Consider the following 13,336-nt stretch of genomic DNA (forward strand, 5'->3'; position numbering starts at 1 on the left):
CCTCACGGCCGCATCGTGAAGCATCGGGGAAGGCCGCGGCGTGCACGGCGGCAGCGGGACCGAGCGCCGCGTGCTCCTGCCCTTCGGCTGGCTGCAAAGCAGCAGGCGTTGGCCGGAGCGGCAGAGATCGCCGGCATGGTCGTCTATCGCGTGGGGCCGGAAGCCGCCTACATCACCGGCGCCCAGCATACGATTGACGGCGGATTCGGCGCATAGCGCCTCGGCGACGGCGGATTCGGCGCATAGCGCCTCGGCGACGGCGGTTTCGGCGCCTGACGCTTGAAGCCGCAGATGTCCGTCGCCAGCCCCACCCCATCCCTCCCCCATCCAGGGGGAGGGGGATAAGAGACTGCCCAGCATGTTGTTGGCGAGACCCGGTTTGGTGCTGGTCAGATCCGAGTGCTTTTGACCAGACGAGGTGCCGGGTAAGGAAGCTCATGCGGATGGCTTGAGAAATCCCCTCCCCCCTTGATGGGGGGAGGTCGGGAGGGGGTGACGGCTTCTCCGCTGCTCGCTGCCGGCTGCCGAAGGCGGGACCCCCCCTAATCGGCGAGGGTGCCGCCGTCGGCGATCTGCCGGTCGACCGGCTTGGTCTTCTCCGTGACGACGTCGCCGGTGTGCCGGGTGGTCACGGTTTCGACCAGCGCGATCCAGCACTCCTCCGCCGCGACGGGATTGTGCATCCGGCCCTTGGGCACGATGTGCATGTCGCCTTCTTCCAAGGTGACCGCGCCATCCTCGTACTGGATGACGAGGCGGCCTTTCAGCACCAGAAAGAGTTCGTCCTCAGCGTCGTGCTTGTGCCAGGCCAGCGCGCCCTTCACCTTGGCGACCTTGACGAACTGGTCGTTCACGCGGCCGACCACGCGGGGCGACCAAAGGTCCTCCACACCGTCAAGCTGCGCTTTCAGGTTGACCACGGGGTTCATCGCCAGTCTCCCCTTCGTCTGCTGTGCGGCTGTTGATCTGTTGCAGTCAGGCGCAATCGGCGCGGACCGCTAAGTAAGGCTGCGGGCGGCAGACCGGCCTGCTGGGGCGCCCCTTCCCTAGAGAAGTATCAAGGAACGAACCGCGCACCGCTCGCGCGGCGCCATGACCCCCGCACCGCTCGCGCGGCGCCATGACCCCCGCACCGCTAGCGCGGTGCCATGACCATCGTCATCTGGCGGCCTTCAAGCTTGGGGAACTGCTCGACCTTGGCGGTCGGCTCCATCTCCTCGCGGACCCGGTCCAGCACCTGCTTGCCGATCTCCTGGTGCACCATCTCCCGGCCGCGGAAGCGCATGGTCACCTTGACCTTGTCGCCCTCGCCGATGAAGCGGTGGATCGAGCGCATCTTCACCTCGTAGTCGTGGGTGTCGATGTTGGGCCGCATCTTGATTTCTTTGACGTCGATGGTCTTCTGCTTCTTGCGGGCCTCGTTCTTCTTCTTCTGGGCCTCATAGCGGAAGCGGCCGTAGTCGAGGATCTTGCAGACCGGCGGGTCCGCGTTGGGCGAGACCTCCAGAAGGTCCAGACCAACATCCTGCGCCCGGCGCAGCGCATCTGCGGTGGGAACGATCCCGACCTGTTCGCCGTTCTCGTCGACCAGCCGGACCTGTGCCGACGTGATCATGTCATTCACGCGCGGACCGTCACGGGACGGCGCGCTGTCAAAGGGTGGGCGTGCTATTGCTTAAGCTCCTCGTTTCCATCCATAGCTGGCTAACCACTCAATCGGGATCTGAAATCCGCCCCGCCATGGCTGGCGGCGGCTTCCCCTCCTCGGCGGGCAGGCTTCTTCGCGGGCCCTTCGGCCAGCGGCCCGGGTCTCGCACAAGCGCCCGGCACAACCGGCCATTTCGCGGTCAGGCCGCTGGCGCCTCAGCGCCCGGGCCTGCCGCTTCCGCCATGATCCTAGCCGCTGCATCGTCAAGCGCAAGGATCTCTTGCTCTTTGCTGCCCAGGCGGCGCAGGGCGACCTTGCCTTCCTCGGCCTCCCGGCGCCCGACCACGGCGATCACCGGAACCTTCGCCAGGGAGTGCTCGCGCACCTTATAATTGATTTTCTCGTTGCGCAGATCGGCTTCGACCCGCAGGCCCTGGGCCGCCAGGCGGTCCCTGACCGCCGCCGCATAGTCGTTGGCGTCCGAGGTGATGGTCGCAACCACCACCTGCACCGGCGCCAGCCAGAGCGGGAAGCGGCCGGCAAACTGCTCGATCAGGATCGCCAGGAAGCGCTCGAAGGAGCCGAGAATGGCCCGGTGCAGCATGACCGGGCGGTGCTTCTCGCCGTCCTCGCCGATGTAGCTGGCACCGAGGCGCTCCGGCAGCACGAAGTCGACCTGGAAGGTGCCGCACTGCCAGTCGCGCCCGATGGCGTCGCGCAGCACGAATTCCAGCTTGGGGCCGTAGAAGGCGCCTTCGCCCGGGTTCAGGCTGTACTCGAGGCCGGCCTCGCGCACCGCATCCAGCAGCGCCGCCTCCGCCTTGTCCCAGGTCGCGTCGTCGCCGGCGCGGACCGGCGGCCGGTCGGAGAACTTCACCACCACCTCGTCGAAGCCGAAGTCGCGGTAGATGCTCTGCAGCAGGTCGCAGAAGATCACCGTTTCGCTGTTGATCTGCTCCGGCGTCGCGAAGATGTGGGCATCGTCCTGGGTGAAGGCGCGCACCCGCATCAGCCCGTGCAGGGCGCCGGAAGGTTCGTTGCGGTGGCAGGCGCCGAACTCGGCCATGCGCAGCGGCAGGTCGCGGTAGCTGGTGATGCCCTGCTTGAAGATCTGCACGTGCCCCGGGCAGTTCATCGGCTTCACCGCCAGAGAGCGGTCCTCGGACTCGGCGATGAACATGTGCTCGTGGAACTTCTCCCAGTGGCCCGAGGCCTCCCAGAGCGCGCGGTCGATGAGCTGCGGGGTCTTCACCTCGAGATACCCCGCCTCGTCGAGCCGCCGGCGCATATAGTCCTCGACGGTGCGGTAGAGGGCCCAGCCCTTGGGGTGCCAGAACACCGAGCCCACCGCCTCTTCCTGCAGGTGGAAGAGGTTCATCTCGCGGCCCAGGCGCCGGTGGTCGCGCTTCTCGGCCTCCTCGACCATGGTGAGGTAGGCCTTGAGCTGCTTTTCCGTCTCCCAGCAGGTGCCGTAGACGCGCTGGAGCTGTTCGTTGCGCGCATCGCCGCGCCAATAGGCGCCGGAAACCTTGGTCAGCTTGAAGGCGTGGCCCAGCTTCCTGGTGGAGGGCAGGTGCGGGCCGGTGCAGAGGTCGAGCCAGTCGCCCTGGCGGTAGATGGAGATCTCCGCGTCGCGGGGCAGCGTCTCAACGTGCTCGGCCTTGTACTTCTCGCCCTTCTCCATGAAGTGGCGGATGGCGTCGTCGCGGTCCCAGGCCTCCCGCGTGATGGTCTCGTCGCGGTCGACGATCTCGTGCATGCGCTGCTCGATGGCCGCCAGATCCTCCGGCGTGAAGGGCGTGGCGCGGGCGAAGTCGTAGTAGAAGCCGTTTTCGATGGCGGGCCCGAAGGTCACCTGGGTGTCCGGATAGAGCTCCTGCGCGGCCTCGGCCAGCACGTGGGCGCAGTCGTGGCGCAGCAGTTCCAGGCTGTCCTCATGGCCGGCGGTGACGATCTCCACCGCCGCATCGCCGGCGATGGGCGCTGCCAGGTCCTTCAGCACGCCGTCGACCTTGATCGCCAGGGCCGCCTTGGCGAGGCCCGGTCCGATGCTGGCCGCCACCTCGGCGCCGGTTACCGGCCCGTCGAAGGTCTTGGCGGAACCATCCGGCAGGGTGATCGAGATCTGTTTTGCTTGCGTCAGGTCCATACGTCGGCCACGGCAGGTTCAAGGATGCAGTCCGCGCGGCGAGGCGCGCCGCTTTCAGCCCCTGCGGGCGATCGCGGGGGCTGAAAGCGGCGGCAACTCTAGAAGGATTCCAATGCCTGTCAAGGATGCGCCCCGGGCGCCCAGGCGCCGGACCGCAGCACCTCTTTGTAGACCGCGAGGGTCTTGGCACACATCTGATCCTTGGAGAAATGCTGGCGCACACGGGCGATGGCGGCACTGTGAAGCAGCGCCCGCTCGTCGCGCGTCAGCCCCAGGGCCTTGTGCAGGGCCTCCGCCAGGGCGGCGGCATCGCCGGAAGGGAAGAGGAAGCCGGTCTGTCCGGCCAGGATCTGCTCGCGGGCGCCGCCGTGGTCGCTGGCCACCACCGGGCGGCCCAGCGCCTGGGCCTCGCCGATCACCCGTCCGAAACCCTCCGGGTCGGTGGAGGCGGAGACCACCACGTCGGAGAGCATGTAGGCCGCCGGCATGTCCTTGCACTCGTCGAGCAGGGAGACCTTGCCCTCCAGGCCGTGCTGGGAGATCAGCCCCTCCAGTTCCCGGCGGTAGGCCGTGCGGCCCTGGTCGGAGCCGACGAAGACGCAGCGGTAATCCAGGTCGCGCAGGTGGCTGAGGGCCTCCAGCAGCACCGCCTGGCCTTTCCAGCGCGTCAGCCGGCCCGGCATCAGGATCAGTGGCAGCCCGTCCGGCAGGCGCCACCGGGTGGAGAGTTGGATCATGCGCTCCGCACTCACCCGGTCGGGGTCGAAGCGGGCCAGATCGACGCCGCGCGGAATGACACGCAGCTTTTTCGGGTCGACCTTGTAGTGCTCGCGCACGTGCTGGGCGATGAACTCCGAGATCGCGATGACGCGCTCGCCCTCGACCATGATCGCGTTGTAACGCTTCTTCAGCGCATTGGAGAAGTTATAGGGCGCATGAAAGGTGGTGATGAAATGGCAGCCGCTGCGGCGCGCGGCGGCATGGGCCGACCAGGCCGGCGCCCGCGAGCGCACATGCAGCAGATCGACGCCGTAGCTCTCGATCGCCCGCTGCAGACGGGTGACGTTGCGCCGCATCACCAGTGGGTTCTTGGAGGCCAGGGGCATCTTCAAATGCAGCGCGCCCAGGCGCTTCAGGTCGTGTTCCATCGGCCCGCCTTCGGAGGCGACGATGGCGGTTCCGCCCTCCGCGACGATGGCCCCGGCAATGTCGATTGTGCCGCGCTCCGCGCCGCCGGTGACCAGTGCCGGCACAATCTGCATCACCACCGGGCCTTTGCTGGCCGGTGCGCTTTCGACGCGGGTGGTCGCGGTGCTAGTCTCGGTGATGCTCATGGCGCCGGGCGATTCCCGTGACCCCCGCCGCAGGCAAGGGGGGCCGACTGCGCAACAATGAAGCTGAAAGACACCATGTCTGATCCCGAATCGCCTGCCGGCCCGTCTCCGCAGATCCTAACCTGCGATGACGGTACCGTCCTCGCCTATTACAAGACGGAGACGGGAAAAGCCAGCGCCGAGGAAACGCCCGCCTCGCCGGGGCTGATCTTCCTCGGCGGCTTCATGTCCGACATGAGCGGCACCAAGGCCCTGACGCTGGAAGCTTTCGCGCAGGCCCGGGGCCTCGGCTTTCTGCGCTTCGACTACCGCGGTCACGGCGCCTCCCCCGGCCGTTTCGAGGACGGTACCATCGGCGGCTGGCTGGCCGACAGCCTGGCGGTGCTCGACAGCCTCACCGAGGGGCCGCAGATCCTGATCGGCTCGTCCATGGGCGGCTGGATGGCGATGCTGGCGGCACTGGCACGGCCGCAGCGGATCGCCGGCCTGCTCGGCATCGCCGCCGCGCCCGACTTCACCGAATACCTGATCCAGGCCCGCACGACCGAGGCGCTGCGCGAACAGATGGCGCGCGACGGCTATGTGCTCTATCCCTCCGCCTACAGCGAAGAGCCTTACGTGATCACCATGCGGCTGATCGAAGAGGCGCGCGAACACCTGCTGTTCGGCAAGCCGATCCCGATCTCCTGCCCGGTACGCCTTGTCCACGGCATGAAAGACCCGGACGTGCCCTGGCAGACCACGCTGAAGCTCTGCGAGGCGCTGGAGAGCGACGACGTCGAACTGACCCTGCTAAAGAACGCCGGCCATAGGCTGTCGGAGCCGGACGAACTGGCCCTCATTATGAGGACCCTCGAAGCCCTGATCGACCGCTGCCGCACGCCGTGATGACCGGAGTTCAATGGCCCTCTGCCAGCAGCGCGTCGAGCCCGGCCTTGTAGGTCGGGTACCGGAGGTCCACGCCCAGTTCCTCGTGCAGGCGGCGGTTGGAAACGCGCTTGTTGTCCGACCAGAAGGTGAGGCCCATGGGCGAAAGGCCCGCTTCCTCCAGCGCCACCAGGGGCGGCGGCTCGACCCCCAGGAGACCGCAGGCATAGGCCGTCACCTCGGCGGGCGGTGCCGGGTCGTCGTCGCAAACATTGTAGACGCGCCCCGGGTTGGGCCGCGCGATGGAAGCCTGCAGCACGGCGGCGATATCGTCCACATGGATGCGGCTGAAGACCTGGCCGGGGCGGTCGATGCGCTTGGCCCGGCCTGCGCGCACGGTGTCGAGCATGGAGCGGCCGGGGCCGTAGATGCCGGCAAGGCGAAAGATGTGAACCGGCAGGCCGTCTTGGCGCCAGGCCGCCAGCCAGGCCTCTTCCGCCGCAACGCGCCGGCGGCTGCGCGCGGCGCTCGGCCTGAGGTCGGAGTCCTCGTCGACCCAGCCGCCGTCGCGGGTGCCGTAGACGCCGGTGGTCGAGAGGTAGCCAACCCACTGCAGGGTCTCGGCCGCCGCCAACGCGGCGCCATAGCTGTCGATGACCGGATCGCCCGCCTCGTCCGGCGCAATGCTGCTGAGCAGATGGGTCGTGCCCGCCAGGGCCGAGGCCGGGATCTCCCGCGGACGTTCCCGGTCGAAGGGGAAGACCTCGATGCCTTCGGCGGCCAGCGCGGCGGCCTTGTCTTCGGAACGCGTCGTTCCGGCGACAGCCCAGCCTTCCTCCAACAGGCGGCGCGCCAGGGCCAGCGCGCTGAAGCCCAGCCCGAAGCAGAACAGCCGGCGCCCGCCGGCGGATGTCCCGGCCCCCACCCGGGCCCCGTGTTCTTCGCTCACCGGTCTCGATCCTCCTGGCCTCTGTTCCTATGCGGCGCAATGCCGGCCGACGCCAGGGCAGCCCCCGACACAAGGCTGTTTCCCACAAGGCGGTTTTCCCGGGGGCACTTCTTGCCTAAGTTGGCGGCCCGCTTCCAAACAGGCGCGCACTGCGCTGACAGCAAGGATATAGGCGAGGCCGTGACGGCACAAAAGTGCAGACATTCCGGACAGTACCCCCGGCGGACCCCGGCGGCGCTGCTGGCGTGCCTGGGTCTTGCCTGCGCAGCCTTGGCGGCATGGGTGCAGAGCCCTGCCTGGGCCCAGAGCGACGACCAGGAACAGGCCGCCCGCTATGCCGCCTGTATGGATCTTGTGGAACTGGATCCGGACCAGGCCCTGGAGCAGGCGCAGACCTGGGCCGATCTGGGCGGCGGCGATCCCGCCCGCCACTGCGCCGCTGTGGCGCTGCTGCAGCTTGGCCACCATGCCGCGGCCGGGGAAGAGCTGGAGACTCTGGCGTCCAGCCTGGAACAGGGCTTCGCCTTTCTGCAGATCCCGATCCTCATCCAGGCCGGACAGGCCTGGTTCCTGGCGGAGAACCTGGAGCGCGCCTACGCGGTCCAGTCCATCGCCGTGGCGCGGGAGCCGAACAATGTCGATCTGCTGGTCGACCGCTCCATGACCACGGCGGCGGCCGGCGACTTCGAAGCCGCCCTGTCCGACCTCAACCGCGCCCAGGCCAATGCCCCGCAGCGGGCCGACATCCTGGTGCTCCGGGCCAGTGCCCACCGCTACCTCGACCAGCCGGCCCGCGCCCTGGCCGACGTGGAGCGTGCCCTGGCCCTCGATCCCCGCAACGCCGAAGGCTACCTGGAGCGCGGCAACCTGCGGCGCCTGGCCGGCGACGACGGCGGCGCCCGCGACGACTGGATCGAAGCCGCCAACCTGGCCCCGGAAAGCGCCACGGCGGCCGCCGCCCAGGCCAACATCGCCAAGCTCGACCTAAAGGTGGAGTAGGGGCGGCCACCCCCTCACCCAGCCTTTCCCCTCACCCTCCCGCTTCGCGGGTCCCTCCCTCTCCCCGGCGGGGAGAGGGTTGCGCAGGCTTGGTGAGCATCGCGAACCTAGCCGAAGCTGGGTGAGGGGGAATGCCGTGCCCTCCTAAAAGTCCAGGTCGGCGTAGTGCTTGGGCGGGCGGGCGCCGGAGATGTGGTCGGCCAGGATGGCGCGGAAGCTGGGGCGCGACTTGATGCGGGCGTACCAGTCCTTGGCGCCGGTGTGGCGGGTCCAGGGAACGTCGCCCAGATAGTCGACGGCGGAGATCTGGCAGGCCGCGGCGATATCGGCGCGGGAGAAGAAATCGCCGGCCAACCAGCGCCGCCGGTCGCAGAGCCAGCCGATGTACTCCAGGTGATAATGAATGTTGGCGAGACCGGCGCGGATGGCAGCGGAGTTGGGCGTGCCGAGGCCCAGGAAGCGCTTCATGATCTTCTCCTCGACCAGGTTCACCGTGACCTCGCGGTGAAACTTCTCGGCGAACCAGTTTTCCAGCCGGCGCACCTCGGCACGGTCCAGCGACGCCTCGCCCAGCAGCGTCGGCTCGGGATAGGCCTCTTCCAGGTACTCGGCGATCACCGTGGTCCCGGGAATGGCGGTGCCGTCGTCGTCGATGAAGACCGGCACCTGGCCCGCCGGGTTCATGTGCAGGAAGACCTCCCGCCGCTCCCAGACCTTTTCGGTCCTCAGTTCGCAGTCGATCCCCTTTTCCGCCAGCATGACGCGGATGGCCCGGCAGCCGGGATCGATGGCGAGGTGATAGAGCTGGCGCATGGCCGCGGACTATAGGGTCTCGGCCCCCGGGTGAACAGGAGCGTTTGGGGGCGAAAAGGGGGGCAGGGCTGCATCGCCCGCCGCACCACCACCGGACGCTGCAGCCGGCGGCGATGCAGGAGCGCGTAGGAACGCCCTCTTCGCTATCAGGCGCGCTGCGTCCTGCTCATCGTATCAGGCGCGCTGCGCCTGGGCTTTGCTATTAGGCGCGTTGCGCCTGGGCGGCCTCGCGGGTCACCGGGTGAGCGAGGCGGTCCACCATCTCCTTCGGCACGACCTGCCAGAAGCGGTTCTTTTCGTGCTGCCAGTCGACCAGCAGCTGCTGGGCGAAGGCCGACTGGGTTTCGCGCCAGTGCTCGGAAATCAGCTCCCGCAGCGCGTTTTCCCAATAGTCGGTTTCGATGCGCTGGTAGATCACGGACTCGCTGTTGATGCGCTCCGGCAGCAGGTCGTCGACGTCGTAGATGAAGGCCATGCCGCCGGACATGCCGGCGGCGAAGTTGGCCCCGACGGACCCGAGGATCACCGCGACGCCGCCGGTCATGTACTCGCAGCCGTTGGAGCCGCAGCCCTCCACCACCGCAACGGCGGCCGAGTTGCGCACGCAGAAGCGCTCGCCCGCCTGGCCGGCGGCATAGAGATTGCCGCCGGTGGCGCCGTAGAGCACGGTGTTGCCGATGATGGTGTTCTCGTTGCTCGCCAGGCGGCTGGAGGTGAGCGGGCGCACCACGATGGTGCCGCCCGAGAGCCCCTTGCCGACGTAGTCGTTGGCGTCGCCGAAGACCTCCAGCTTCAGGCCCTGCACCGCAAAGGCGCCCAGCGACTGGCCGGCCGAGCCGCGCAGCCGCACGGTGACGTGGCCGGCGTCCAGCCCGGTCATGCCGAACTGCCGGGTGATCATGGCCGAAAGCTTGGTGCCGATGGCGCGGTGGGTGTTGCGGATCGAATACTGCAGCTGCATCTTCTCGCCGTCCTTGAACAGCGGCTCGGCGTCTTCGATGATCTGCGCGTCGAGGGTCTCCGGAACCTCGTTGCGGCCCACAAGGGTGCAATAGGTCGGGTCGTCGCCGGCGTCGGCGCGCACCAGCAGCGGGTTGAGGTCCAGGTCGTCCAGGTGGGCGGCGCCGCGGCTGACCTGCATCAGCAGGTCGCTGCGCCCGATGACCTCGTTCAGGCTGCGCACGCCGAGCTGCGCCAGGATCTCACGCACTTCCTCGGCGATGAAGCTGAAGAGGTTCACTACCTTTTCCGGCGTTCCCGTGAACTTCTTGCGCAAGGCCTCGTCCTGCACGCAGACGCCCACCGGGCAGGTGTTGGAATGGCATTGCCGCACCATGATGCAGCCCATGGCCACCAGCGAAGCGGTGCCGACGCCGAACTCCTCGGCCCCCAGCATGGCGGCGATGACCACGTCGCGGCCGGTCTTGGTGCCGCCGTCGGTGCGCAGGGTGACATTGTGGCGCAGGCGGTTGAGGGTGAGCACCTGGCTCACCTCCGAGAGGCCCATTTCCCAGGGCACGCCGGCGAACTTGATGGAGGTCTGCGGCGAGGCGCCGGTGCCGCCGGTGTTGCCGGAGATCAGGATCACGTCCGCCTTGGCCTTGGCGACGCCCGCGGCGATGGTGCCGATGCCCGAGCGCGCCACCAGCTTCACGCAGACCTTGGCGTCGGGATTGATCTGCTTCAGGTCGTAGATGAGCTGCGCCAGATCCTCGATGGAGTAGATGTCGTGGTGCGGCGGCGGCGAGATCAGCATCACCCCCGGCGTCGAGTGACGCAGCTTGGCGATCATCTCGGTCACCTTGAAGCCGGGGAGCTGGCCGCCTTCGCCGGGCTTGGCGCCCTGGGCCACCTTGATCTCGATCTCGCGGCACTGGTTCAGGTACTCCGCGGTGACGCCGAAGCGCCCGGAGGCGACCTGCTTGATGGCCGAGTTCTCGTTGTCGCCGTTGGCATGCGGGGTAAAGCGCGCCGGGTCCTCGCCGCCCTCGCCGGAATCAGACTTCGCCCCGATACGGTTCATGGCAATGTTGAGGGTGCCATGCGCCTCCGGCGAGAGCGCACCCAGCGACATGCCCGGGGTGACGAAGCGCTTGCGGATCGCGGTGATGGACTCGACCTCTTCGATCGGCACCGGCTCGACGTCGGCCACCTTGAAGTCCAGGAGGTCGCGCAGGTTGCTCGGATGCTGGCTGTGCACACCGTCGGAGAACTTGCGGTAGGTGGTGTAGGAGTCCGTCGCCACCGCATGCTGCAGGGTGTGAATCAGCCCCGCCTCCCAGGCGTGGCTCTCGCCGCCGCGGCGGTAGCGGAAGAAGCCGCCCACCGGCAGCGCCAGGAAGTCTTCGGTCCAGGCGCGCTGATGGAGGTCCAGGACCTTCTGCTCGATGCCGGTAAGACCGATGCCGGACAGCCGGCTGGGCATCGGCATGAAGTACTCGTCCACCAGGGTGCGCGAGAGGCCCACCGCCTCGAAGTTGCAGCCGCCGCGGTAGGAGGAGATCACCGCGATGCCCATCTTGGACATGATCTTCAGCAGGCCGTCGTCCACCGCCTTGATGTAACGCTGCACGCAGTCCTCCAGCGGACGGTCGCCGAAGAGACCGCGGCGATGCCGCTCGGCAATCGACTCCTGCGCCAGATAGGCGTTCACCGTGGTGGCGCCGACGCCGATCAGGACGGCGAAGTAATGCACGTCCAGGCACTCGCCGGCGCGCACGTTCAGCGACACGAAGGTGCGCAGCTTCTGCTTGACCAGGTGATTGTGGACGGCACCGGTGGCGAGGATCATGGGCACGGCAACGCGCCCGGCGGAGACCGCCTCGTCGCTGAGAATGACGTGCTCGCAGCCTTCACGCACGGCGTTCTCGGCCTCCAGGCGAATGCGGTCGAGCGCCTCGCCCAGCCCCGCCTCGCCGGCGTCTGCCGGAAAGGTGCAGTCGATGGCGGTGGCGCTATCGCCCATGTGCACCAGCAGGGCATCGAACTCTGCGTTGGACAGCACCGGCGATTCCAACTGCAGCAGGCGCAGCTGGGCCTCGTCCTCGTCGAGGATGTTGCCGAGGTTGCCCAGGCGCGTCTTCAGGGTCATCACCCGGCGCTCGCGCAGGGAGTCGATCGGCGGGTTGGTGACCTGGCTGAAGTTCTGGCGGAAGAAATGGTGCATGCCGCGGTAGCGGCTGGACAGCACGGCCAGCGGCGTGTCGTCGCCCATGGAGCCGATCGCCTCCTTGGCGTCCTCCACCATGGGATGGAGGATCAGTTCCAGGTCCTCCATCGTCAGGCCATAGGTGAGCTGGCGCCGGCGCAGAGCCTCGCCCTCCCAGCGCACCGGCTCGCCGTGGTCGGGCCGCAGCAGGTCGTCGATGGAGGTGACGTTGGCAATCCAGTCGCCGAAGGGCTTCTGGGCGGCGAGGTGAGCCTTGATTTCGCCGTCGTGGTAGAGCCGGCCGTCATGCAGGTCGACGGCGATCATCTGGCCGGGGCCGAGGCGGCCCTTCTCGACGATGCGCTGCTCGTCGATGCGCACCATGCCGGTTTCCGATCCGGCGAAGAGCAGGCCGTCGTTGGTGATGGTGTAGCGCATGGGCCGGAGGCCGTTGCGGTCCATGCCGGCCACCGCCCAGCGGCCGCCGAAGCCGCAGACCGCGGCGGGGCCGTCCCAGGGCTCCATCACCGCGTTGCAGTAGCTGTAGAGATCGCGGTGGGCCTGCGGCATGGAGGGATCCTGCCCCCAGGCCTCGGGGATCAGCATGGTCTTCACCATGGGCAGATGACGCCCGGCGCGCACCATCAGTTCGGCCACCGCGTCCAGCGCGGCGGAGTCCGAGGAGCCGGCGGCGATCACCGGCTTCAGATCCTCGACGTGGTCGGCGAAGGTCTCCGAGGCCATGCGGCACTCATGCGCCTGCATCCAGTTGACGTTGCCCTTCAGGGTGTTGATCTCGCCGTTGTGGGCGAGGATGCGGAAGGGCTGGGCCAGCCGCCAGGTCGGGAAGGTGTTGGTCGAGTAGCGCTGATGGAAGATGACGAAGTTGGAGGCGAAGCGCTCGTCCTGCAGGTCGGGATAGAACGTCGAGAGCTGTTCGGCCAGGAACATGCCCTTGTAGATCACCGAGCGGCAGGACAGCGAACAGATGTAGAAGTCCTGAATCGACTCCTCCTCCGCCGCCTTTTCGATGCGCCGGCGGATGATGTAGAGATCGATTTCAAACTGCGGGTTCGATACACCGCGGGTGTTGGCGATCATCACCTGTTCGATCTCGGGGCGGGTGGCGTTGGCCTTTTCGCCGACGATCTCGGTGTTCACCGGAACCTGGCGCCAGCCGTAGATGGTGTAGCCGAAGTTCAGGATCTCCCGCTCCACCAGCACGCGGCAGCGCTCCTGCGCGCCGAAGTCGGTACGCGGCAGGAAGACCATGCCGACAGCCAAGGTCGCATCGCCGGGCTCGTGCCCGGTGCCTTCCACGTGCTCGCGAAAAAAGTCCTGGGGGATCTGCAGATGGATGCCGGCGCCGTCGCCGGTCTTGCCGTCGGCGTCGACGGCGCCGCGGTGCCAGACCGCCTTCAGCGCCTCG

9 protein-coding genes are annotated in these 13,336 nt (G+C 67.9%); 2 read left to right on the forward strand and 7 right to left on the reverse strand.

Features of this window, described 5'->3' with window-relative positions; all coding sequences use genetic code 11:
• Positions 1-542: 542 nt before the first annotated feature.
• The 4 genes from Q0982_RS15935 to Q0982_RS15950 all read right to left on the reverse strand — a co-directional run bounded on the left by Q0982_RS15935 (position 543) and on the right by Q0982_RS15950 (position 5,131).
• Positions 543-929 (reverse strand): cupin domain-containing protein, encoded by a 387-nt coding sequence (locus Q0982_RS15935; RefSeq protein WP_299397152.1) that lies wholly within the window; start codon positions 927-929, stop codon positions 543-545.
• 206 nt (positions 930-1,135) lie between these two features.
• Positions 1,136-1,624, reverse strand: coding sequence for a translation initiation factor IF-3 (gene infC / locus Q0982_RS15940; RefSeq protein WP_322097045.1), 489 nt, complete (start codon positions 1,622-1,624; stop codon positions 1,136-1,138).
• Positions 1,625-1,847: 223 nt separating this feature from the next.
• Positions 1,848-3,797: a threonine--tRNA ligase gene (thrS, locus tag Q0982_RS15945; RefSeq protein ID WP_299397154.1), complete on the reverse strand. Its 1,950-nt coding sequence runs from the start codon at positions 3,795-3,797 to the stop codon at positions 1,848-1,850.
• Positions 3,798-3,916: 119 nt separating this feature from the next.
• On the reverse strand, positions 3,917-5,131 hold the full coding sequence (locus Q0982_RS15950; protein ID WP_299397155.1) for a glycosyltransferase family 4 protein: 1,215 nt from the start codon (positions 5,129-5,131) through the stop codon (positions 3,917-3,919).
• Positions 5,132-5,206: 75 nt separating this feature from the next.
• On the opposite strand from Q0982_RS15950, the gene Q0982_RS15955 reads away from it, so the two are divergent.
• Complete coding sequence (locus tag Q0982_RS15955; protein ID WP_299397157.1) at positions 5,207-6,019, forward strand: carboxylesterase; 813 nt, start codon at positions 5,207-5,209, stop codon at positions 6,017-6,019.
• A gap of 10 nt (positions 6,020-6,029) precedes the next feature.
• On the opposite strand, the gene Q0982_RS15960 is transcribed toward Q0982_RS15955, so the two are convergent.
• Positions 6,030-6,947, reverse strand: coding sequence for an SDR family oxidoreductase (locus Q0982_RS15960; RefSeq protein ID WP_299397159.1), 918 nt, complete (start codon positions 6,945-6,947; stop codon positions 6,030-6,032).
• A gap of 282 nt (positions 6,948-7,229) precedes the next feature.
• Between Q0982_RS15960 and Q0982_RS15965 the strand changes: the two genes are divergently transcribed.
• Positions 7,230-7,946 carry a hypothetical protein gene (locus tag Q0982_RS15965; protein WP_299397160.1) on the forward strand — a complete coding sequence of 239 codons (717 nt, stop codon included), beginning with the start codon at positions 7,230-7,232 and terminating at the stop codon, positions 7,944-7,946.
• Positions 7,947-8,090: 144 nt separating this feature from the next.
• Here the strand turns inward: Q0982_RS15965 and Q0982_RS15970 are convergent, their stop codons facing one another.
• Both Q0982_RS15970 and gltB read right to left on the reverse strand, forming a co-directional pair.
• Positions 8,091-8,759 carry a glutathione S-transferase family protein gene (locus Q0982_RS15970; protein WP_299397162.1) on the reverse strand — a complete coding sequence of 223 codons (669 nt, stop codon included), beginning with the start codon at positions 8,757-8,759 and terminating at the stop codon, positions 8,091-8,093.
• Positions 8,760-8,961: 202 nt separating this feature from the next.
• The coding region (gltB, locus tag Q0982_RS15975; protein ID WP_299397163.1) for a glutamate synthase large subunit at positions 8,962-13,336 on the reverse strand (4,375 nt) is incomplete at its 5' end.

Source organism: Pelagibius sp., from assembly GCF_028281305.1.
GTDB lineage: Bacteria > Pseudomonadota > Alphaproteobacteria > Kiloniellales > Kiloniellaceae > Pelagibius.